Source organism: Maricaulis sp., from assembly GCF_048269565.1.
Lineage (GTDB): Bacteria > Pseudomonadota > Alphaproteobacteria > Caulobacterales > Maricaulaceae > Maricaulis.
This window is the reverse complement of sequence record NZ_JBLXIK010000001.1, coordinates 449,907-470,605: the sequence shown is the minus strand read 5'-3', so window position 1 is coordinate 470,605 and position 20,699 is coordinate 449,907. Positions and strand designations below refer to the sequence as shown.

The following is a 20,699-nucleotide window of genomic DNA, read 5'->3' as shown; positions in this document are numbered from 1 at the left end:
CTGCAGCACACGCTGCAGCCCCCCTTTTTCTGTCCGGATCAGACCGAGAGAATGCCGATCAACAACAGGATCATCATCCCGACAAACAGGATGATGCCGTAGAGACAATCCAGGAACACCGTCCGCAGCAGGGATGAGAAGCGGCCATGGCGGTAGACGACGCGGTGCAGCCGGTAGAGGTAGTAATTCGCCCACACCACGAACGCCATTCCAGCGGGGGCCGAGCCGATAATCGCCCCCAGTCCCAGCACCAGGATGAAGCCGAAGAACAGCACCGAGTGGAAGTGCAGCGAGACGACGAGATGGTCGTAGAAGAAATAGCCCCGCTTGTAGAAATGCGTGATCGCCAGCAATAGCGCGTAGATCGGCAGCAGAACGAACATCAGCCTCGGCGCCCAGACCTGCATCGAGGTGGCAATCGAGGCGCCGCCATCGTCAATGATCCGGTCGGCCTGGTCGGCCAGGCGTTCGCGGACCTCGAGCGGCACATCGGCCAGTCCCTCGTCCACCGCATCGCCCACGGCATCCGAGTCGAGCGAGCCGGAGCCGTTTTCACCGGCATCGGCCCCTGACCCGGTGTCCCCCTGCGCAGTTCTGTCGCGCAGCAGGGCCTCACGGATTGCCTGTTTGAGCTCGTCAGCGCTGACCGCTTCGCGCGCCGCCCGTTCCTCGTCTGTCTCCTCGACACCGGCAACGACTTCGGAGCCCCGGCCCAGCTGCTCTGCGATTGCCGCCCGCTGCGCCTCTGGAATGCCCTGATCCGCGAGCTCCTGGTCGAGTTCATCAAGCGGGATTTCGGCAACCGCCGCATCCATCGCCGCGCGTGCATCCGGCGACAAGATCGCGGAATCGGGATTGTCCTGGAAGCTGTCGATCGCAAAGACAGCGAGAAAAAACAGAACACTGGCTGTCAGATAGAGCCGGAACGGCATGACATAGCGCGCCCGGGTCCCTGACAGATATCGGCGGGTCAGCTTGCCGGGCTGGAACATCAGCGGCGGCAGTGTCCGCCACAGACGGCCCTCAAGCCCGAACAGCCCGTCGAGGACGTCGAGCACCAGGTCCCAGATCGGTCGGTGAAAGGTTTCCGCAGTCTGGCCGCAGCTGTGGCACACAGGCCCGATCAGCTTGGTACCGCAATTGCTGCACTGGCCCGCCGGATAGGCTGGCTCGAAGGCCGAGTGCCGTTGCCGCTTCTTGCGACGCGACGCCTGGATCGCATCGCCCAGCTCGCCGCCGGCCGAATCGGCAATAATTGCGTCTGTAATATTGTCGCCACCTGACATGAGTGCCCCCCGAACCTGCCCGAATTCACCTCAAGCTAGGTCGGGAGGGCCTCATCTGACAAGCGTCTGTTATTCAGCCGGCGTTTCGCCACGATCCAGATCGGCGAAACACAGGTAACGCGTCCGGTGGATATCGGTCAGATTGTCGACCCAGCCGGTGACGCGCGGATTCACGAGGTTCTTGTTGACGTAGAAGACCAGCGGGATGATCGGCATGTCATCGACCAGCATCTGCTCGGCCTGCGCCAGCATGCTCGCCCGCAGCTCCAGATCCTGTTCACGATTGGCCTGCTCGACCATCGCGTCATAGTCCGGATTGTTGTAGCGGGCATAATTCATCGGCACCGAGCGGTACTCGCCGAGGAAGAGGAAGTTGTAGGGATCATTATAGTCGGCGACCCAGCCGCCATCAGCGATCTCGAAGTCGGAGGCGCGCAGATTGTCATAGTGAATCTGCGTATCGTTGACGATCAGCTCGGGCTGAACCCAGGATGCGATTGCCGACCAGTCATTCTGCACAACCGGCGCGACACGCGGATTATCACCCGTGGCGCGGTAGGTGTATTCGAACCGGAATGGATTGTCCGGGCCGTAGCCGGCCTCGATCAGCAGATCGCGCGCCATGACGCGGCGCTCTTCCACCGGGATGTCGGCCCAGCTTGCTTCAACACCGCTGACATAATTGTCGACCCCCGGCGGGACGAGTGAATAGGCAGGCAATTGGCCGGCGCGCAGGATTTCATTGGCGATGAATTCGCGATCAATCGCCATTCCCAATGCGTTGCGGACGGCCGGATCCGAGAACTGCTCCAGCGTCGTGTTGATGGAGAAATACACCGTGCCCATATAGGGGTGCACGCGCACATAATCGGGGATTTCCCGGCGCAGGAATTCCATCTGCTGACCGGGGAACTCCATGTTCAGGTCGAGTTCGCCATTGCGCACCCGGCGGCCGGCCGCACTATTGTCGACCGTGGGGTAGTAATAGACCTCATCGATGCAGAGATTGGCATCATCGAAGAAGAGCGGGTTGCGGCTGAGGTGGACGAAATTATTCGTCCGCCAGTCAATCAGCTTGTAGGGACCGTTGACCTCGATATTCTCGGGCCGGATCCACTCATCCCCGAATTGTTCCACCACGTGCTGCGGCAGCGGGAAGGTGGTGTAGTGGGTCAGGAGGCCCGGCAGGTAGGGCGCCGGGTTCTCGAGATGGATTTCCAGCGTCCGGTCATCAATCGCCATGACGCCAATCGCCTCCGGCGGCGCCTCGCCGCGACTGACAGCCGCCACTCCGACGATCGGATAGAGCAGCGAAACATACTGGGCTCCGGTCTCCGGGTTGGCGATTCGGCGCCAGGCATAGACAAAATCGCCCGCCGTCACCGGCACGCCGTCAGACCACTGGGCCGCGCGCAAATGGAAGGTCCAGACCAGGCCGTCATCGCTGACTTCCCAGCTTTCCGCCATGCCCGGAATCGGGTGCGCATCAGGATCTTCGGTAAAGAGCCCGACGAACATGTCACCGATAATGTTGTTTTCCCAGGTTCCGCTGGCCTTGTGCGGGTCCAGCGAAAGCGGCTCCGCATTATTTCCCCGGTGGATGACCACTTCGTCTGTGGGCGCAGGCCCCTCGCCGCCACAACTGGTCAGCGCCAGCGCTGATGCCGATGCAAGCATGGCGAACAAGATTTTATTGCGGGTCACGATTTCGGTCTCCCCTCCGAGATATCCAAGCGATTCATAGTCGCACTGTCTAGCGCAACATCATCTGCCGGTCGACACTTGCCGACGGGTCGCGCATAGTTCTGGTCCATCTGGTAGATATATGTGTGATCATGAACACTCGATTACTGCTTCTGGCCTTCGCCGCCACCTTGCCCTCACAAGCCATCGCCCAAACCCCCGGCTCACCGCTTGACGGGCTCTTCGCCTGTGAGGCTATCGCGGATGATACCGCGCGGCTGAGCTGCCTAGATGCCGCGGTCGCGGCCTTGCACGGAGAAACGGAGTCCGGCAGCGTCATCGCGGTCAACCGGACCGAGGTCGAGGCGGCAGAAGAAGCGACCTTCGGCCTCAACATTCCCGGCTTCAGCCTGCCGTCGCTGCCACGCCTGGGCCTGCCACGGGGCTCGGCCAGCGACCTTGCTGCAGCCGGCGACTCGGCCGCCTCGGGGAATCGCACCGTATCAAGGGACGCATCCGGCCAGATCGATCGCATCGATAATCTTGCCGTTGCCAGCATCACCTTCAACCACTCACGCCGCGCGGTGGTCACGCTTGAAAACGGTCAGGTCTGGCAACAGCTCGACTCTGACACGACCCATGTCGCCCGCAGCGTTGATGCCGGAGATGGCGCCACCATCCGCAGCGCCGCACTCGACTCCTATATGATGCGGATCGGCGAGAATGGCCGCTGGTTCAGGGCCCGGCGCCGGCAATAGGCCATCCCGCCACGGCCTTGGGCCGCCGGGGTTATCCGCGCGGAGAGCCGCGGCAACGGGTCAGCCGTCACCTGACAGCAAAAAGGGCCACCTGATCGGGTGGCCCTTTTCTGTTGCACAAACGCCCTGGCAGCACCGAGGGCAACACCGGGACCGTCAGCGATCCTTGGGATCGATCGCATCACGCAGGCCATCACCGATGAAGTTCAGGCAGAACAGCGTCACCATCATCGTCACAGCCGGCACGATCAGCGTCCAGGGAGCGACTTCCATGTCCTGGGCTCCCGCCGAGATCAGACGGCCCAGTGATGTCAGCGGCTCCTGCACCCCGAGGCCAAGGAAGCTCAGAAAGCTTTCCGCCAGGATGACGACCGGGATCATCAGCGTGACATAGACCACCACGGGCCCGAGCACGTTCGGGATGATGTGGCGCTGGATGATCTTCCATTGCGACACGCCGGCCGCTTCCGCCGCCTCGACGAATTCCATCCGCTTCAGGGCAATGGTCTGGCCGCGCACGATCCGCGCCATGGTCAGCCACTCCACCGCGCCGATAGCGACGAAGATCAGGATGATATTGCGACCGAACACCACCATCAGGATGATGACGAAGAAAATGAAGGGCAGCGAGTAGAGAATGTCGACGAAGCGCATCATCGCCTGGTCGACCCGGCCGCCGATAAAGCCGGCCGTCGCGCCCCAGGTCACGCCGATCACGAGCGAAACAATGGTCGCAACCACGCCGACCATCAGCGAAACGCCCAGACCCACAAGGGTTCGCGCCACCATGTCGCGTCCCTGGGCATCGGTACCGAACAGGTGCCAGTTCTCGAAGGTTGGCGGCACCCAGACTTCTTCGCGATAGATGGTGTCATAATCATGCACCCAAACACCGAGCTGGCCGAGAATGGCCAGCACGATCAGCGTGCCGAGAACGATGATGCTGGCGACGGCAGCCTTGTTGCGCATCAGGCGCGCGCGGGCATCCTCCCACAGCGAGCGGCCCTTGACCGCGGCCGTTTCAATCAGCTCAGCCTTTTCGCCAGGTGTTGCAAGCGTGGTCATTATTCGTACTTCACCTTCGGATTGAGGACGCCATAAAGCAGGTCCGCCACCAGATTGAGGATGATGATCAGGCTGGCGTAAATGATCACGACCCCCATCACCATCGTATAGTCACGCTGCAGGGCGGCGTCGACGAAATGCTTGCCGATACCGGGCAGCTGGAACACGACCTCGATCACCAGCGAACCGGAAATCAGGGCTGCCGATGCCGGGCCGAGATAGCTGACCAGCGGCAGGATGGCCGAACGCAGCGCGTGGCGAACGATTACGGCCGACGGGGACAGGCCCTTGGCCCGCGCCGTGCGGATATAGTTCGAGCGCAAGACCTCGATCATGCTCGCCCGCATCAATCGGGCAATGATGGCGATCTGCGGCAGCGCCAGTGTCACCACCGGCAGGATCAGCCGGTCCGGCGTCATGCCGAGCCGCGGATCGAGACCGCCGGTCGGCAACCAGCCGAGATACAGGCCGAAGAAGAGCGCCAGGATCGGCCCCATCACGAACGGAGGAATGGAAATGCCGACCATTGCGAAGGTCATGACGGCAAAATCGCCGCTGGTATTCTGACGCAGGGCCGCAACCGAACCGAGGAAGGATCCGAAGATCACGGCCAGGATCATCGAGCAGATGCCGATCGTCGCACTGACCGGGAAGCCCTCGGCGATGATTTCCGCAACATCCTTGTCGCGCACTTTCAGCGACGGCCCGAGATCGCCATGGAACAGATTGACCATGTAATCGAGATATTGCTTCCAGATCGGCTGATCCATGCCATAGCGGGCCATCAGGATCTGACGCGTCTCGTCCGGCATCGGGCGTTCGAGGTCGAACGGCCCGCCCGGCGCGGCATGCATCATGAAAAACGCGACCGCAATGATCACGAGAATCGTCGGGATGGCGATAAGAACTCGCCTGAAAATGAATCCAAACATGCTGTATAGAGCTCAATCCGGGTTTTGTTGCAGTTTCAGTCTGAGAGACACGATGTCAATGAAGGCTATGTCGCTGCAGCGCAACATTCTCGGCGGACAAGGGCGGAACAGCTGCAGTTCGCGAGGTTGGCGGCTGACCGGCCATCAATGCACCAGCCAGCTGTGCCGCTGCAAGCAGCAACAGCATCCAGCAGATGCGCACAAGGCGCTTGCCTAGAAACCGGGCGACGTTCAAATTCCCATCCTCGAAACGAACCACGATGTCGATCACGCAAATTTCGCGCCGCCCGTGAACGAGCGTGATTTGCGTGTGTTCGCGACGCGCCTAAAATGTGCAGGGTGAGAACCGGAAGGGCCATAACCATGCACCACGCGCTTTGGTGGAAGGATTTCGAGTTCCAGGATGGCGTGGTCACCGTCAAGAAGACGGGCGCGCGCCTGCGCCTCGAGCCCGGGCTGATCGGCGAGGTCCTGTCCTGGTTCCCCTTCTACTTCGTTGTCGAGGGCTGGCGCCTGCGCCGCTCGTCCCGATCTGGGCCAAAAATCTGGTTTGCGCCCGACCGGCCGCGCCCCTGGTATCTGATCTGGTCGGTCCTGCACGCCGCCGGAGCCCGGATCGCCAAATCGGAAAGCGAGGCCGACGCCGTCTTCTTCTTCGATGACTCGACCATATCCGGTGCCGTGGAATGGCCCTCGAGTGCCCGGGCGATCAATCGCCACTGCCAGAGCATCGCCAAGAGCCATGTCGGGACCGTGTTTGAACAGTGTTTCGGCTACCCGCTGAACGTCGACCCGGCGCATTTCAGCGGCGAACTGGTGCGCAAGTCGGAAGCCAACGGCGCCCATGACGGCCAGATCATCCAGGGCCCGTGTGTGGCCGAACCCGGTTTTGTCTACCAGAGACTGATCGACAATTCGATCGATGGCGCCCTGGTCGAGGATTTGCGCTGCCCCACCGTTGGCGGCCAGATCCCGCTTGTCATTCTGAAGCGGCGCCCGCGCGGTGACCGCTTCGCGAATTCGAACGCCTGCGTGAAAGTCGTCGAGACACACACCGTCCTGACCGCCGCGGAACAGGCACAACTGGCCGGTTTCGCCCGCGCGATGCAGCTCGACTGGGGCGGGCTCGACGTCTTGCGCGACAACAAGGATGGCCGCCTCTATGTCGTGGACGTCAACAAGACCGATATGGGCCCACCAATTGCCATGGCGATGGACGATAAGATACGGGTGACACAACGGCTGGCGACAGCCTTCCTCGACTTTCTGCGTCCCACAGCCGTGCTGGAACAGCGAACACGCCCATGACAAGCATCCCCTTCCTCCAGAAGACCGATGTCGAATACGGCGTCTGCGAGACAATCTCACCGTCTGTCCGGCGGGTAATTGCCCCCAATCCCGGCCCCTTCACCTATACCGGCACCGGCGTTTATATCATCGGTCATGGCGAGGTCGCGGTGATTGATCCCGGTCCGTTCGATCCGGTGCATGAGGCAGCCCTCGACAAGGCGCTGGCCGGTGAGCGCGTCACCCATGTTTTCGTCACCCATCACCATCTCGATCATTCCCCGCTCGCCCGCCCGCTCGCGGAAAAGCACGGGGCAAAGGTGTATGGCTTCGGCGCCCAGAGCGTTCTGCCGGCTGGCGGCGAGGTCCGGCTTGAGGCTGGCGATGATGTCGGGTTCCAGCCGGATATCGAACTGACCGATGGCGAACGCTTTACCGGTCCGGGCTGGACCCTCGAGGCGCTGCACACGCCTGGCCACACGTCCAACCATGTCTGTTACGCGCTGGAGGAGGAGAACATCCTGTTCAGCGGCGATCATGTCATGGCCTGGTCAACCAGCGTCATCAGCCCGCCCGACGGCCATATGGGCGATTATCTGAGGGAATTGGCGCGGGTGCGCGACCGCAATTTCACCCGGCTGTGGCCGACGCACGGCCCGGCGGTCGAGAACCCGGCCGAATTCGTTCAGGCCTATATCGACCACCGCCTGAAACGGGAACAGCAGATCATCGCGCACCTGGCGTCGGGCCCGCAGCGCGTGCCGGAACTCGTGGCCGCCATCTACACCCATGTCGACAAGCGCCTGCACCCGGCAGCCGCGCATTCCATCCTCGCCCACATGATCCACCTGGTCGAAACCGGCGCAGTTGCATGCGATGACGAGCCGAGCCTGACGGCCCGCTTCCGGCTGCGCGATCAGGGCTGAGGCGAGGCCAGCAGGACCAGAAAGTCCTGCACCCGATCCACATTCCGGCCGAGGTCATGCACCGGTTGACGCGCCAGCGAGCGCACGTCGACAAGGCTGCCGCCGGCCTCGTCGGGCCTGATCCGGACAACCATATCGTCCCGGAATCCGTACCAGAGGCTTTCCGCGCCGGCCTCGAACATGCCCGCCTGACGGGATGCCGTGCCGACACGCCAGCCCTGCACACGCGCCAGTTCGAGCGCGCGAGCGAAGGCAGTGTCGACCGGAAGGTCGAGATGCAGTGTCGCGATTTGCGGATAGCGTTCCGCCTGCAGGGCCGGCAGCGGCTGCCCGTCACCGGCGGTCTTGCCGGCATAGTCCAGGCTGGCATCCAGACTTGAGCGGCGTGAAATGAAGCCCGAAGAGAAGTTGGGCGGTTCCACAAGATCGGTTGTCACGTCGAGAATGGCCGGGCCGTCCGCCTTGAGCTTCTCGACATGCACAGCCCAGGACAGGCCGGCCACAGCGATCAGCGTCACGGCGACGGCGCTGGTCCAGTTGCCATAACCCTCGCGCGCCATGATCCGGTATACGAGCAGGCCAATCAGGGTCAGCACGCCCGCGACCAGTCCGGCGAGCAGGAGGTGCATGCCCCAGACATGGGTCATCGCATTGAGACCGGTCTGCCAGTCCCAGAATTCCCATTTGGTGCCAAACGCCGCCAGCGCGAACCAGAGCGGAATCGCCAGCACCAGCACCGCGCAAAGCGCGACCGTGATGTCGATCGCCGTTCGCAAGAGTTCGAGAATCCGTGCCATGTCAGCCCCTCCCGGTGGCTTCTCGCATCAAGGGTATAGCCGATTGGTCGTCCAGGGCGACGCCAAATCGGCGCGTGAGAACACCAGGCGGTCATGCAGCCGGAATGGACGGTCGCGCCAGAATTCCATCTGGACGGGGCGAAGGCGAAAGCCCGACCAGTGCGCGGGCCGCGGCACTTCACCCAGACCGAAGCGTGCAGCTTGCTGGGCCACCGCTTTTTCCAGCGCGAACCGGCTTTCCAGCGGCCGCGACTGGGTTGAGGCCCAGGCGCCGATGCGGCTGTTGCGGGCCCGCGAGGCGAAATACTCGTCGGCCTCTTCCGGCGTGACCGGCTCGACCGCGCCACGGACACGCACCTGCCGGCGCAAGGACTTCCAGTGAAAACACAGGGCAGCAGCCGGATGGGTCGCCAATTGCTGCCCCTTGGCGCTGCCCAGATTGGTGTAGAAGACAAACCCGCCGCGATCGACATCCTTGAGGAGCACCATGCGGACGTCCGGCAGGCCGTCCGCATCGACCGTCGCCAGGGCCATGGCATTGGGGTCGTTCAATTCTTTCTTGCGCGCGTCCGTCAGCCATTCGGAAAACAGCTCAAACGGCTCGTCGCGGTCGAAGATCTCGACAGCATTGGCCTCATTGGTGCGGGCATAGTCGGCCGCGTCGGGGCTTGGCGGTATCAGGCTTTTGTCGGTCATCGCGCGATCTCCCACGGCGTCACGCCTTCCTACGCCCGTCGCGGGCGGCGTCAACCTTTCAGGAATCTTCTTGCGCTATCGAAGCAGGATGACATCGCGCGTTTTGACAGTTTCTGCGGCCTATGCCGCGTTCGGCCTCGAGCCGGGCGCCGGGCTGACCGCGGCGAAATCCCGCTTCCGCGACGAGGTCAAGACGCTGCATCCCGACATGACCGAGCCAACACCGGAAGCGCTCACACGGCTCGCGTCCATCGTCGAGGCCATCCGCTTTCTCGAGCGGCACCTGCCCGCCTGCATGGAAGTGGAAATCAGCGCCGGCCAGGCCCGGCGCGGGCTCACCCGTTCCCTGCGCTCGGGCGAGCGGGCGATCCTGCTGCGCATTCCACCGGGTGTGACCGATGGCGCCAGCCTGCAGGCGGTCGGCGAGCCGGATATCATGGTCCAGGTGCGGGTTCTGGCAGCGGCACCACAAACTGCCACAACACCCTGCCCCGCTGACTTCGAGCCCCTGGACGATTTCATCGAGGCTTTCTCGCGCCCCTCGGCCAATGCCCGCTTCGCGCGCTGGATCCGCAAGGCACAGTCAGCAGCGTGACGCCGGGCCGCAGTCCGACTATGGTCACCAAAAGCGCGCGGATCGACCATGTCACACAACACATTCGGACATTTGTTCAGGGTTACGACCTGGGGTGAAAGCCACGGCCCCGCCATCGGCGCCATTGTCGATGGCTGCCCGGCGGGAATCCCGCTGAGCGAGGCTGATCTGCAGCCCTGGCTCGATCTGCGCCGCCCCGGCACCTCGCGTCATGTCACGCCGCGCCAGGAACCTGATCAGGTGCGCATTCTTTCGGGCACTTTCAGCGATGACCGCACCGGCGGGCCGGTCACCACCGGCACCCCGATCAGCCTGATGATCGAGAACCAGGATGCCCGCTCGAAGGATTATGGCGATATCCGCGACAAGTGGCGGCCCGGCCATGCCGACTATGTCTACGATATGAAATACGGCGTGCGCGATTATCGCGGCGGCGGCCGTTCCTCGGCGCGCGAGACGGCTTCGCGGGTCGCGGCCGGCGGCGTTGCGCGCAAGGTTCTCGGCGACGGCATCAGCATTCGCGCCGCACTGGTCCAGGTCGGTGCCCGCGCCATCGAGCGCGACCGCTGGGACTGGGCGGAAGTTGCGAACAACCCCTTCTTCTGCCCCGATGCTGCCACCGCCGAGCTATGGGCGGCCGACATGGACGCACTGCGCGCCGAGGGCTCCTCGACCGGGGCGATTGTCGAAGTCGTCGTCTCCGGCCTGCCGGCCGGTTGGGGCGCGCCGGTCTATGCCAAGCTCGACAGCGAGATCGCCGCGGCGATGATGACGATCAATGCCGTCAAGGGCGTCGAGATCGGTGCCGGTTTCGGCTCGGCCGCGATGCGCGGCGAAGACGCTGCCGATGAAATGCGGATGGGCGAAGACGGGCCCGTCTTCCTGTCCAACCATAATGGCGGCGTGCTGGGCGGCATCTCGACCGGACAGGACCTGGTGATCCGCTTTGCGGTCAAGCCAACCTCCTCGATCCGCATCGAACGCCAGACGCTTGATCGCGATTTTGCCGAGACAGTGATCGAAACACGGGGCCGCCATGACCCCTGTGTCGGCATCCGTGCCGTACCGGTCGGTGAAGCGATGGCAGCCATCGTGCTGGCCGATCAGAAGCTGCGCCATGCGGGCCAGTCCGCCTTCTGACTCATGAACATGAAGGGCGCGTTCATCCAGCGCTCATCAAGATTTGGTTAACCTGCTCCAGACTCGGGCGAGGATTCCCGGAAAGCTGTCATGAAGGAGCCTCCAACAATGACCAAATTCAGCCTGCTCACTGCCACCGCCGTCGCGCTGATCGTGCTGCCTGGCCTTGCATTTACGGATGCGGCCGAAGCGCAAGGTCGCCAGGAACGCAATGGGTCGGGCCGATCCGCATCCTCTGAGGATCAGTCGCCCCGGCGCTCGCGCAGTGATGGTGATCGCGGGCGTGGCAATCAGCAAGCCGACCGCGGCCAGCGTTCGCAACCCTCGTCCGCGCCACCGGCGCGCAGTTCGCGGACCGAACGTCCCGCCTCTCGCCCTTCATCGCGGAACAATCGCGGCGATACCCCGCCCCCTGCACGCTCCGGTCGGAGCGAGCCGAGGGGCGACCAGTGGCAGAATCGCGGTGGCACCTCGACCGGCCGCAGTGATCGCAGCGTACAACCGCCCGCCGTTCGCAGAGGTGATCGCCGCACAACCGGCACCAGCCGGCCGGCCACGCGCCCCGGCACCACTGGCGTCAACAATCCACGCGGCCACGGTTCGGGCTCCAGCCGGCCCGCCACTCGCCCGGGGCGTGATGTGGCCACGAACCCGCGCGGCCCGAGATCCGGCGTCGACCGGCCGGCGACGCGTCCAGGTCGTGATGGGGTTTACAATCCGCGCGACCGGAGAGCGGGGTCAAACCGACCGACCACACGGCCGTCGACACGTCCGTCGACACGGCCATCCACACGGCCCGGCCGCGACACCCGCTACAGCCCGCGTGACACGCGTCCGAACGCACACAATCCACGGCCGGCACCGCGCCATAATGGCTATCGCAATAACAGCCGCCGTTATGAATATGCCCAGCGGCGCCAGTCCTTCTACCGGACCGACCATCGCAACCACATTCGCTGGGTCCCGCATCTCAATGTCGGCTGGAACAATTCGCGCTATTACGGCCATTACGGCCCGTCGACGCGCTGGCGCTATAACTCGCGCTATTACGACCGCGGCTACAACTCCCGCCAGTTTGCCTATTATGACGGCGCCTGCCGTTATGACCGCAATGGCAACGGGGCGGCCGTCGGTGCCATCCTCGGCGCCATTCTTGGCGGCGCGGCAGCCGATGGCGACAATGTCGGCGCCGGCATCCTGCTCGGGGCCGGCTTCGGTGCCGTGCTGGGCTCTGCCGTCAGCCAGCTCGACGACTGCGACAGGGTCCAGTACCAGTACGCGATGAATTACGCCTTCGAGAACGGACAGCCCTATTACTGGGGCAATCCCTATTCCGGCGTCCGTGGCAGCATCGTGATCCGCGACAGCTATGCGTATGGCAATACGGAATGCCGTTGGGGCGACGCGGAAATCTACATGCCCGACGGGACGTATAACTACGACCAGGTCCGCATGTGCCGCGATGCCTATGGCGACTGGGAAGTGGCCCGGCAGCAATAGACCGGGCGAATTTCAGTCAGGATCAGGAGGCCGGGCCGGCAGGTCCGGCCTTCTTTCTGCGACGGATTGCGCCGGCCACGGCCCGGTGATTGCAAAAGCCTGAACATCGTTCATCCTCGGCTCATCGACGCCTGTCTATGGTATGTATGAAAGTCGGGCCAGAAATGGCCTGCCCACGCCAGGAGAATGACATGAAACTGCTGACAACCGCCCTGCTCGCCGCCTCAGCCTTCGCTGTCGTGACCCCTATGGCATCGGCGCAGTCGCATGGCTATCGCGAGTGCGAAGCCCAGCGCGGAGACCGTCAGGTCGCCGGCGCCATCATTGGCGGCATTCTCGGCGCCGTGATCGGCAATGAACTGGCCGATGATTCCAACAATCGACCCGATTACCGCCATGGCCGCCGCGGTCACTACGACCCGTATCGGGGCCGTGGACGCAATCGCGGCCATGACCGGGGCAATGCCGAGGAAGTCGGCACGATTGCCGGTGCCGGTGTCGGCGCCCTGATCGGCGCAGGCATTGCCGGCGGTGGCGATTGCGTGACCAGCAGCCGCTCAGGCTACAATGATTACGAAGCCTATCCCGGCAAGCCCGGCTATGCCGACAATGCCTACCAGGACCAGGGCTATCGCGGCTATCCGACCCAGGCCTATCGCGATGACGGCAGCGACTACGGCTATGTCGACGGCTATGATTCCTATTCCTCGACGCAGCTGCTCGGCGGCAGCGAGCCCGGCCCGGATGCGCGCATCTACGAGACCAATGCCCAGGACTGGAACTGCCAGTGGACCCCGACCCGCCGCATGGGCGAGTACGGCCAGACGGTCACGGAACAGGTCTATATGTGCCAGGGTGCCGACAATATCTGGCGGCCTTACGATACCTACACGCAGTAGATTTGATTCAGCATCACGCCGAAATCGAATCGACATTCCGGTGGGCGGCAATTAGGTATTCCTGATTGCCGTCACCACCTTTCACCGGACTCTCCATGACCTCGGACACGACAAAGCCTTCGAGGCCATCCAGCACGGCCCGCACCCCGGCGACTGCGCGCGCGCGCTCCTTTGCGCTCTTTACCAGACCGCCACGGCCAACGCCGGCCTTGCCGACTTCGAACTGGGGTTTGATCAGCGCGATCAGGTCGGCCTGGTTTGCCGCCAGGGACATCGGTCTGGGGATCACTTTCAGCAGGGAAATGAAGCTGGCGTCACAGACGATCAGCGACGGCGCCTGCACGAAGTCCGAGCCGGTCAACGACCGCGCATCGACCCCCTCCATCGACACCACCCGCGTGTCACTGCGCAAGCTCGGGTGAAGCTGGTCGCGTCCGACATCGACGGCATAGACCCGGCTCGCGCCGCGCTCGAGCAGGACCTGGGTAAAGCCCCCGGTCGATGACCCGACATCCAAGCAGGTGCGGCCCGCCGGATCGATGGCGAAGCGGTCGAGCGCGGCGACAAGCTTGAGCGCCGCCCGCGAGACCCAGGGATGGGCCGGACGGGCCACCACGGCGGCGCCCTCGGCGATCTTGTGGGACGCCTTGGTGATGGTTGCGCCATCGACACTGACCATGCCGGCCGCAATGGCTTCCTGGGCCTTGGCCCGGGTCTCGATCAGACCGTGCTGCACCAGATAGAGATCGGCCCGCATCATACCCTCACCCTGTAGCGGCATTTCTGCCGGATCCCGTGTTGATACATCACATGCCCGGCCGGAATATCGACGGTCTCCACCAGCACAGCACCGACTTTCTCGCAGACACGGCGCGAGGCCCGGTTTTCCGGATTGCAGGTGATCCAGACCTCATCATAGCCAAGCCCCTGCATCACCGCCAAACCCTGCCGGCAGGCCATGCTGGCATGGCCACGGCCGCGAAAGGCCGGCTGGACCTCATAGCCAATCTGGCCGAAATAGCGCCGGAGATCCGAGGTCTCACCGAGCCGGAGACGCAGCTCACCGACAGTCTGTCCCGCCACCTCGATCCGGTAGCGCAGGACCGGGACATCGATCGGGGGCCGGGGCTCGAAATATTCATCAAGGCAGAGCGTGACGCCGCCACGGCTCACACTTTCCGGCGGCATCATCGCCGGACCGCGCGCGCTATTCCGCCAGCATCGGTGCGACGGCGATCTTGGCGACATCCCGGTCACGACCGATCGCGCCAAGGGCCATCGCCGCGATATGCTTGGCATTGAGCTGCGCCGTGTCGTACATGGCGAAGGGGCTGTCATGATCCTGGAACACGTCAGGCAGGGTCATGGTGCGGATCTTCAATCCGTTGTCGAGCGCGCCGCGCTCTGCGAGAAGCTGCAGCACGAAGGCGCCGAAGCCACCGCGTGCCCCCTCCTCGATCGTCACCAGAACCTCATGTTCGCGCGCCAGACGCAGGATAAGATCCTCGTCGAGCGGTTTGGCAAACCGGGCATCGGCGACGGTAGTGGAATAACCCTGCGCGGCGAGCGTGTCGGCCGCCTTCAAGGCTTCCCCGAGCCGGGTCCCCAGCGCCAGCAGGGCGATACTCGTGCCCTCGCGGACAATCCGGCCCTTGCCGATCTCGAGCGGCTCGATCACGGCCGGCATTTCCAGCCCGAGCCCATTGCCACGCGGATAGCGGAAGGCCGAGGGGCCATCATCGATCTGAGCCGCCGTGGCGACCATGCGCGCCAGTTCAACCTCATCGGCTGCGGCCATCAGAACCATGCCGGGCAGCGCCCCGAGATAGCCGACATCGAAGGAGCCGGCATGGGTCGCTCCATCGGCACCGACCAGGCCGGCCCGGTCGATGGCAAAGCGCACCGGCAGGCCCTGGATCGCGACATCATGGACAACCTGGTCATAGCCACGCTGCAGGAAGGTCGAATAGAGGGCGGCAAACGGTTTCATGCCATCGGCGGCGAGCCCGGCGGCGAAGGTGACGGCATGCTGTTCGGCAATGCCGACATCGAAACAGCGGTCTGGGAAGCGCTCGGCGAACAGGTCGAGGCCCGTCCCCGCCGGCATCGCCGCCGTGATCCCGACGATGCGCTTGTCGGTCTCCGCTTCACGGATCAATTGCCGGGCAAAGACCTTGGTGTAGGAATCCGGGCCACCGGTGGGCTTTTGCTGCTCGCCGGTGACGACATTGAATTTGGCGACACCGTGATACTTGTCATCGGCCGCCTCGGCAGGGGCATAGCCCTTGCCCTTCTGGGTCACGACATGGATCAGGACCGGACCGTCATCACCGTCGCGGATATTGCGTAGCACCGGCACCAGCTGGTCAAGATCATGGCCGTCGATCGGGCCGACATAGCGAAAGCCCATCTCCTCGAACAGCGTCCCGCCCATCGCCATGCCGCGCATGTATTCCTCGGCCTTGCGCGCCGGACCTTCAACGCCGATCGCCTTGGCGACGCCCTTGCCGATCTTGCGCAGTGAGCGATAGCTGTTGGAGGAGACCAGCCGCGCGAAGTAATGGCTCATCGCCCCGACCGGCGGGGCGATCGACATGTCGTTATCGTTGAGGATCACGATCAGGCGCTTGTCGAGCCCGCCGGCATTGTTCATCGCCTCATAGGCCATGCCGGCCGACATCGAGCCATCGCCGATCACCGCAATGACATTATTGCTCTCGCCCTTGAGATCGCGCGCGACGGCAAAGCCGAGCGCGGCGGAAATCGAGGTCGAGGCATGGGCGGCGCCGAAGGGATCGTATTCGCTTTCCGAGCGCTTGGTAAAGCCTGACAGCCCGCCGCCCTGGCGCAGGGTGCGAATGCGGTCACGGCGGCCGGTAAGAATCTTGTGGGGATAGCACTGGTGCCCGACATCCCAGATCAGGATGTCCTTCGGGGTCTCGAACACGTGGTGCAGCGCCGTCGTCAACTCGACCACGCCGAGGCCCGCGCCGAGATGCCCGCCGGTGACGGACACCGCGTCGATGGTCTCGGCGCGCAACTCGTCCGCCACCGCCTGCAGCATATCGCGATCAAGATTTTTCAGATCGGCAGGGGTGGTGATCCGGTCGAGATTGGGCGTATTGGTGGTCATGCAAATACCGGCCTTTCAGGAGCGGCGCGCGAGAACGTAATCGACCGCTTCTCTAAGAATGTCTGCCCGTGCGCCAAACGGTTCGAGGTGATCCTTCGCCTGCGCAGCCAGGTGCTGCGAACGATCCAGCGCGCCCTCCACCCCCAGAATGGTGACAAAGGTGGCTTTTCCTTGACCGGCATCCTTGCGGACCGCCTTTCCAGTGTCGGCGGTGTCTCCGGTCGCGTCGAGCAAATCGTCCGTTATCTGATAAGCCAGGCCGAGATCATGGGCAAATCCTTCAAGCGCCCGGCGGATATGCGGTTCGACCTCGCGCAGGATAAAGGCCGTCTCTGCCGCATAGCTGATCAGCGCTCCGGTCTTCATGCGGTGCATGCGGGTGACGATGGAAATATCAAGCTCCTGGCGTTCGCCGAGGATATCGATCATCTGCCCGCCGACCATGCCATAGGGTCCACAGGCGCGCGACAGCCGCTCGACCAGACGGGCACGGACACTGCCGCGGTTATGGGTATCGGGATGGGCCAGGATCTCGAAGGCCACCGCCTGCAGCGCATCGCCCGCCAGCACGGCGGTTGCCTCGTCATAGGCCCGGTGCACGGTCGGGCGCCCGCGGCGCAAATCATCATCATCCATGCAGGGCAGATCGTCATGGATCAGCGAATAGGCGTGAATGCATTCCAGCGCCGAGGCGACACGCAACAGGCCGCGCTCATCGGCATTGACCAGACGCCCGCATTCCATCGCCAAGAAGGGGCGCAGGCGTTTGCCCGGACCGAGGGCCGCATAGCGCATAGCGGAATTGAGCTGGCTCTCCGGCCCTTCCGCCCGCGGAAGCAGTGCATCAAGCGCGACGGTAACCCGGTCAGCGGCCTCGTTCAGACGTTGCTCGAATGTGGTCATGGTCCTCGTCCGGTCTCACCGCGAACCCGGCAATACATGATGCCGCGGCGCAATGTGGCTTGTGCTTCCCTTGCCATCTCAAGGCCGCGATGTCAGCTCTTGAGACAGTATGGTTACAAACAGACGGGGAGATCATTTCACCGCCGTGAACGCGTATCGGCCGCTCTCAATCGAGCCCTGCCGGCTGCAGCGCCGGCTGGCCGTCCTCGCCGCGAACGATTTTCTCGACTTTCAGCTCGGCATCCTTGAGCTTGCCGTCGCAATGGGCACGCAGGGCGGCGCCGCGCTCATAAATGGCGATGGAGCGTTCGAGTTCGACGTCACCCGATTCAAGCTGTTTCACGATGGCTTCCAGCTCGGCAAGCGCCTGCTCGAAACTCATTTTCTCGATATCGGCATTGGGGGTGTCGGGCATCACAACTCTCCTGCAGGATTCGCAACATAGGCAGCCACCCGCCGGGCGGCAATTGCGCAATTTAGCGCGGCCGGTATTCGTACCGCCGCGAAGACCAGTAATTGTCGCCGCCATCGCGAACGCAGTGCCAGCCGAGCGCCCGCAAATGCGGCCGCATCATGCGGTTGAACCAGCCATGGGCGCACAGCAGGACCGGGCCGGATTGCGCCGCCTCCACCAGAGTGCGAGCCGCCAGGGCGGCCCGCTTTTCCGCATCCTTGCGGCTTTCGCGCCCACGCGAAAAGCCCAGCCACCAGGAACAGCGTGCGAATACGCCCCAGGTCTTGGCCATGAAGCGGCCCGGCATCGCCGGTGGCGGCAATTCGGCTTCGACAAAACAGGCGTCAATGATGAGTTCGCGGCCGGGCGCGGCCGTGCGCGCGGTCTCAATGGCCCGGCGCAGCGTGCTGGCGAAAATGGTGTGCGCATCGCCGGCCGCAGCGGTCAGGCAGGCCGGCACGGACTGGCCTTCGACCAGGCCGGCGGGCTGATAGACCCCGTCCCACCATGCCTCATAGCCGCGCCAGTCGAGCACGGTGGTGCGATCGGCATCGGGTTGGCCATGCCGGGCAATGGTGATCGGCCCCGGCCTGGACGGGGAAGGCTGGATTGCGGACTTGGACATGGATTGGCAGGAGGGCTCCGACACACTCAGCTGGTGCGCCCCGTCGCCACCGGCCTGACCAGTAATCATGCCTCGACCAGGGCCTGCACAAAGGCAGCAGCCGAGCGGCCGAGCGCGGGGCAGTCGTATCCGCCCTCCAGCACGGAAACAAGCCGCGAAGACGCAAATTCTGCCGCCAGCGCCGCGAGTTCGCCGGCCACCCAGGCAAAATCATCCTCGAGCAGGGCCAGCCCGCCAGCCGGATCGCGCTCATGGGCGTCGAATCCGGCGGAGACGAAAATCAGTTCGGGCCGGAAGTTCGCCACCGCCGGCCGCACCTGTTGTGTGAACGCTTGACGCCAGGCTTCGCCGCGCGTGCCTGCGGCCAGCGGCAGGTTGATGACATTACCGTTGAGCCCCGTCTCGGCCGCACTTCCGGTGCCCGGATAAAGCGGTGACTGATGCAGCGAGGCAAACATCACCCGTGCATCCGTTTCGGCCAGGCATTGCGAGCCATTGCCGTGATGCACATCGATATCGACGATTGCCACACGCTTCAGATCGTGGACCTCAAGCGCATGCAGGGCGGCGATCGCGATTGAATTGAGCAGGCAGAAACCCATCGCCCGCTCCGGCTCGGCATGATGGCCCGGCGGGCGGGCGAGGCAGAAAGCCGTGTCGGCCTCACCGGCCATGATGCGGTCGACGGCATCGAGCGAGGCCCCCGCTGTCGCCAGCGCCGCATCCCAGGATTCCCGGCAGACCTTGGTATCGAGGTCGAGCGAGACCCATTGCGCCGGCTCGGCCGTCAGACAGGCAGCGCGGATGCTCTCGACATAATCGGCGGTGTGAAAGCGCTCGACCGCCGCGGCATCGGCACGATTGGCCTCATGCCAGACGGGTGCCGTCAACTCCAGCAAGGCATCGCGTACCGCGACATAGCGGCCTTCGTGTTCGGGATGGCCCGGCGGTACGCGGTGCATGCGGCTGGCGGGGTTGTCGATGACCAGTGTTCTCATGGGGTCCGTTTGCTCTGGAGCTCACACCGCCGCGAACCGTAGAGGCAAAATGCCGAATGGCACAGGCCCGATTCGGGCCCGGCCGAGCGGCAGGCGGATGGCGCCGGGCCTCAATGCTGCAGCGACACATCCATGATCTTGACGCCGGGAGGCGCCGGCACGTCATCGGGGACAAAGAAATCAGGCAGCAGCTCGATGCCGGGCACATAGCTGTATTGCTCGAGATCGCGCTCGCCCTCATCCCACAGGAAGCTGTCATCGATCAGGAAATTGCCGGTAAAGCTGGCGGCCGGCTTGTTGAGGACCCGATAGGCGGTCTCGGCGAGAATCTCCGGCTTGCGGCAGGATTTCATCGCCGCGTCATTGGCGAGAACATTGGAGATCGCCGCCGTGGCGACAGCGGTGCGTGGCCAGATCGCATTGGCGGCAATCTTCCCCTTGAACTCCTCGCCCCAGCCGAGAATGCACAGGCTCATCTGGTATTTGGCGCTGGTATAGGCGACGTGCGGCCCGAACCACATCGGCCGCATATCGAGCGGCGGTGACAGGGCGATGATGTGGGGGTTTTCCGCCTTTTCCAGCCAGGGCAGGCATTTCTGCGTCACCATGAAAGTGCCGCGGCCATTGACCTGGTGCATCAGGTCATAACGCTTCATCGGCACATCGGCCGTGCCACGCGGGAAGATCGCCGAGGCATTGTTGATCACGGCATCGATGCCGCCAAAACGCTCGACCGCCGCGGCGACCGCGGCCTCGACCTGGGCCTCGTCACGGATATCGCACTTGACCGCCAGCGCCTGGCCGCCCGCCGCCTCGACCGCTTCGGCGGCCGAATGGATCGTGCCCTCCAGCTTGGCCTGTTCGGTGTCTGACTTGGCGGCGATGACGATATTGGCGCCGTCGCGCGCGCAACGCTCGGCGATTGCCAGGCCAATGCCACGGCTGGCGCCGGTGATGAATATCGTCTTGTCCTTGAGGCTCATGGCGCTCTCCCGATCTGGTTTTCTGACCGGAAGGTTAGG

The 20,699-nt window shown here is 63.8% G+C and carries 22 protein-coding genes; 7 read left to right on the top strand and 15 right to left on the bottom strand.

What is annotated here, in order from left to right; translation table 11 throughout:
* Positions 1 to 38: 38 nt before the first annotated feature.
* Positions 39 to 1,286 carry a DUF3667 domain-containing protein gene (locus tag ACN0YL_RS02380; RefSeq protein WP_417496895.1) on the bottom strand — a complete coding sequence of 416 codons (1,248 nt, stop codon included), beginning with the start codon at positions 1,284 to 1,286 and terminating at the stop codon, positions 39 to 41.
* A 69-nt stretch (positions 1,287 to 1,355) separates the two neighbouring features.
* A complete protein-coding gene (locus ACN0YL_RS02375; protein WP_417468841.1) occupies positions 1,356 to 2,990 on the bottom strand; it encodes a peptide ABC transporter substrate-binding protein in 1,635 nt (544 codons plus the stop codon).
* 131 nt (positions 2,991 to 3,121) lie between these two features.
* On the opposite strand from ACN0YL_RS02375, the gene ACN0YL_RS02370 reads away from it, so the two are divergent.
* Entirely contained in the window at positions 3,122 to 3,727 is a 606-nt protein-coding gene (locus ACN0YL_RS02370) for a hypothetical protein (protein WP_417490839.1), read from the top strand.
* 156 nt (positions 3,728 to 3,883) lie between these two features.
* Here the strand turns inward: ACN0YL_RS02370 and ACN0YL_RS02365 are convergent, their stop codons facing one another.
* Genes ACN0YL_RS02365 through ACN0YL_RS02355 form a run of 3 tightly spaced genes read right to left on the bottom strand, consistent with a single transcriptional unit; the run spans position 3,884 to position 5,995 of the window.
* Positions 3,884 to 4,792, bottom strand: a complete 909-nt coding sequence (locus tag ACN0YL_RS02365; RefSeq protein ID WP_417468839.1) for an ABC transporter permease subunit — start codon at positions 4,790 to 4,792, stop codon at positions 3,884 to 3,886.
* Complete coding sequence (locus tag ACN0YL_RS02360) at positions 4,792 to 5,724, bottom strand: ABC transporter permease (RefSeq protein ID WP_417490838.1); 933 nt, start codon at positions 5,722 to 5,724, stop codon at positions 4,792 to 4,794. The genes ACN0YL_RS02365 and ACN0YL_RS02360 overlap by 1 nt, the downstream gene beginning before the upstream one ends.
* Positions 5,725 to 5,779: 55 nt before the next feature.
* Positions 5,780 to 5,995: a hypothetical protein gene (locus ACN0YL_RS02355; protein ID WP_417490837.1), complete on the bottom strand. Its 216-nt coding sequence runs from the start codon at positions 5,993 to 5,995 to the stop codon at positions 5,780 to 5,782.
* A 92-nt stretch (positions 5,996 to 6,087) separates the two neighbouring features.
* Between ACN0YL_RS02355 and ACN0YL_RS02350 the strand changes: the two genes are divergently transcribed.
* On the top strand, positions 6,088 to 7,032 hold the full coding sequence (locus ACN0YL_RS02350; protein WP_417496894.1) for a hypothetical protein: 945 nt from the start codon (positions 6,088 to 6,090) through the stop codon (positions 7,030 to 7,032).
* A complete protein-coding gene (locus tag ACN0YL_RS02345; protein WP_417496893.1) occupies positions 7,029 to 7,937 on the top strand; it encodes an MBL fold metallo-hydrolase in 909 nt (302 codons plus the stop codon). Before ACN0YL_RS02350 ends, ACN0YL_RS02345 begins: the two co-directional genes overlap by 4 nt.
* Here the strand turns inward: ACN0YL_RS02345 and ACN0YL_RS02340 are convergent.
* Both ACN0YL_RS02340 and pdxH read right to left on the bottom strand, forming a co-directional pair.
* Entirely contained in the window at positions 7,928 to 8,734 is an 807-nt protein-coding gene (locus ACN0YL_RS02340; protein ID WP_417496892.1) for a DUF1499 domain-containing protein, read from the bottom strand. The two genes, ACN0YL_RS02345 and ACN0YL_RS02340, sit on opposite strands and share 10 nt — an antisense overlap.
* Positions 8,735 to 8,761: 27 nt before the next feature.
* Positions 8,762 to 9,430 carry a pyridoxamine 5'-phosphate oxidase gene (gene pdxH, locus ACN0YL_RS02335; protein WP_417490833.1) on the bottom strand — a complete coding sequence of 223 codons (669 nt, stop codon included), beginning with the start codon at positions 9,428 to 9,430 and terminating at the stop codon, positions 8,762 to 8,764.
* A gap of 103 nt (positions 9,431 to 9,533) precedes the next feature.
* Between pdxH and ACN0YL_RS02330 the strand changes: the two genes are divergently transcribed.
* From ACN0YL_RS02330 to ACN0YL_RS02315, 4 genes are all read left to right on the top strand, one after another.
* Positions 9,534 to 10,025 carry a hypothetical protein gene (locus tag ACN0YL_RS02330; protein WP_417490832.1) on the top strand — a complete coding sequence of 164 codons (492 nt, stop codon included), beginning with the start codon at positions 9,534 to 9,536 and terminating at the stop codon, positions 10,023 to 10,025.
* Between the two features lie 48 nt (positions 10,026 to 10,073).
* Positions 10,074 to 11,165: a chorismate synthase gene (gene aroC, locus ACN0YL_RS02325; protein ID WP_417496891.1), complete on the top strand. Its 1,092-nt coding sequence runs from the start codon at positions 10,074 to 10,076 to the stop codon at positions 11,163 to 11,165.
* A gap of 639 nt (positions 11,166 to 11,804) precedes the next feature.
* Positions 11,805 to 12,665, top strand: coding sequence for a hypothetical protein (locus ACN0YL_RS02320; RefSeq protein ID WP_417490830.1), 861 nt, complete (start codon positions 11,805 to 11,807; stop codon positions 12,663 to 12,665).
* A gap of 191 nt (positions 12,666 to 12,856) precedes the next feature.
* Positions 12,857 to 13,564, top strand: a complete 708-nt coding sequence (locus ACN0YL_RS02315; protein ID WP_417496890.1) for a hypothetical protein — start codon at positions 12,857 to 12,859, stop codon at positions 13,562 to 13,564.
* Between the two features lie 13 nt (positions 13,565 to 13,577).
* On the opposite strand, the gene ACN0YL_RS02310 is transcribed toward ACN0YL_RS02315, so the two are convergent.
* The 8 genes from ACN0YL_RS02310 to ACN0YL_RS02275 form a co-directional block, all read right to left on the bottom strand.
* Positions 13,578 to 14,324 carry a TlyA family RNA methyltransferase gene (locus ACN0YL_RS02310; protein WP_417468828.1) on the bottom strand — a complete coding sequence of 249 codons (747 nt, stop codon included), beginning with the start codon at positions 14,322 to 14,324 and terminating at the stop codon, positions 13,578 to 13,580.
* Entirely contained in the window at positions 14,321 to 14,755 is a 435-nt protein-coding gene (locus ACN0YL_RS02305) for a GNAT family N-acetyltransferase (protein WP_417496889.1), read from the bottom strand. The genes ACN0YL_RS02310 and ACN0YL_RS02305 overlap by 4 nt, the downstream gene beginning before the upstream one ends.
* A gap of 16 nt (positions 14,756 to 14,771) precedes the next feature.
* Positions 14,772 to 16,697: a 1-deoxy-D-xylulose-5-phosphate synthase gene (gene dxs, locus ACN0YL_RS02300; RefSeq protein WP_417496888.1), complete on the bottom strand. Its 1,926-nt coding sequence runs from the start codon at positions 16,695 to 16,697 to the stop codon at positions 14,772 to 14,774.
* 15 nt (positions 16,698 to 16,712) lie between these two features.
* Complete coding sequence (locus ACN0YL_RS02295; RefSeq protein ID WP_417490827.1) at positions 16,713 to 17,600, bottom strand: polyprenyl synthetase family protein; 888 nt, start codon at positions 17,598 to 17,600, stop codon at positions 16,713 to 16,715.
* Positions 17,601 to 17,766: 166 nt separating this feature from the next.
* On the bottom strand, positions 17,767 to 18,015 hold the full coding sequence (locus ACN0YL_RS02290) for an exodeoxyribonuclease VII small subunit (protein ID WP_417496887.1): 249 nt from the start codon (positions 18,013 to 18,015) through the stop codon (positions 17,767 to 17,769).
* Positions 18,016 to 18,076: 61 nt separating this feature from the next.
* Entirely contained in the window at positions 18,077 to 18,679 is a 603-nt protein-coding gene (locus ACN0YL_RS02285) for a histidine phosphatase family protein (RefSeq protein WP_417496886.1), read from the bottom strand.
* 65 nt (positions 18,680 to 18,744) lie between these two features.
* Positions 18,745 to 19,677, bottom strand: a complete 933-nt coding sequence (locus ACN0YL_RS02280; RefSeq protein WP_417496885.1) for a histone deacetylase family protein — start codon at positions 19,675 to 19,677, stop codon at positions 18,745 to 18,747.
* Positions 19,678 to 19,787: 110 nt separating this feature from the next.
* Positions 19,788 to 20,660, bottom strand: a complete 873-nt coding sequence (locus tag ACN0YL_RS02275) for an SDR family oxidoreductase (protein WP_417496884.1) — start codon at positions 20,658 to 20,660, stop codon at positions 19,788 to 19,790.
* Positions 20,661 to 20,699 lie beyond the last annotated feature (39 nt).

What these genes read in the sequence shown, in the direction of transcription:
- ACN0YL_RS02380 (WP_417496895.1), bottom strand. Translation starts at nt 1,286, where the DNA reads ATGTCAGGTGGCGACAATATTACAGACGCAATTATTGCCGATTCGGCC.
- ACN0YL_RS02370 (WP_417490839.1), top strand. Translation starts at nt 3,122, where the DNA reads ATGAACACTCGATTACTGCTTCTGGCCTTCGCCGCCACCTTGCCCTCA.
- ACN0YL_RS02365 (WP_417468839.1), bottom strand. Translation starts at nt 4,792, where the DNA reads ATGACCACGCTTGCAACACCTGGCGAAAAGGCTGAGCTGATTGAAACG.
- ACN0YL_RS02360 (WP_417490838.1), bottom strand. Translation starts at nt 5,724, where the DNA reads ATGTTTGGATTCATTTTCAGGCGAGTTCTTATCGCCATCCCGACGATT.
- ACN0YL_RS02350 (WP_417496894.1), top strand. Translation starts at nt 6,088, where the DNA reads ATGCACCACGCGCTTTGGTGGAAGGATTTCGAGTTCCAGGATGGCGTG.
- ACN0YL_RS02345 (WP_417496893.1), top strand. Translation starts at nt 7,029, where the DNA reads ATGACAAGCATCCCCTTCCTCCAGAAGACCGATGTCGAATACGGCGTC.
- ACN0YL_RS02340 (WP_417496892.1), bottom strand. Translation starts at nt 8,734, where the DNA reads ATGGCACGGATTCTCGAACTCTTGCGAACGGCGATCGACATCACGGTC.
- pdxH (WP_417490833.1), bottom strand. Translation starts at nt 9,430, where the DNA reads ATGACCGACAAAAGCCTGATACCGCCAAGCCCCGACGCGGCCGACTAT.
- aroC (WP_417496891.1), top strand. Translation starts at nt 10,074, where the DNA reads ATGTCACACAACACATTCGGACATTTGTTCAGGGTTACGACCTGGGGT.
- ACN0YL_RS02315 (WP_417496890.1), top strand. Translation starts at nt 12,857, where the DNA reads ATGAAACTGCTGACAACCGCCCTGCTCGCCGCCTCAGCCTTCGCTGTC.
- ACN0YL_RS02310 (WP_417468828.1), bottom strand. Translation starts at nt 14,324, where the DNA reads ATGATGCGGGCCGATCTCTATCTGGTGCAGCACGGTCTGATCGAGACC.
- ACN0YL_RS02305 (WP_417496889.1), bottom strand. Translation starts at nt 14,755, where the DNA reads ATGATGCCGCCGGAAAGTGTGAGCCGTGGCGGCGTCACGCTCTGCCTT.
- dxs (WP_417496888.1), bottom strand. Translation starts at nt 16,697, where the DNA reads ATGACCACCAATACGCCCAATCTCGACCGGATCACCACCCCTGCCGAT.
- ACN0YL_RS02295 (WP_417490827.1), bottom strand. Translation starts at nt 17,600, where the DNA reads ATGACCACATTCGAGCAACGTCTGAACGAGGCCGCTGACCGGGTTACC.
- ACN0YL_RS02290 (WP_417496887.1), bottom strand. Translation starts at nt 18,015, where the DNA reads ATGCCCGACACCCCCAATGCCGATATCGAGAAAATGAGTTTCGAGCAG.
- ACN0YL_RS02285 (WP_417496886.1), bottom strand. Translation starts at nt 18,679, where the DNA reads ATGTCCAAGTCCGCAATCCAGCCTTCCCCGTCCAGGCCGGGGCCGATC.
- ACN0YL_RS02280 (WP_417496885.1), bottom strand. Translation starts at nt 19,677, where the DNA reads ATGAGAACACTGGTCATCGACAACCCCGCCAGCCGCATGCACCGCGTA.
- ACN0YL_RS02275 (WP_417496884.1), bottom strand. Translation starts at nt 20,660, where the DNA reads ATGAGCCTCAAGGACAAGACGATATTCATCACCGGCGCCAGCCGTGGC.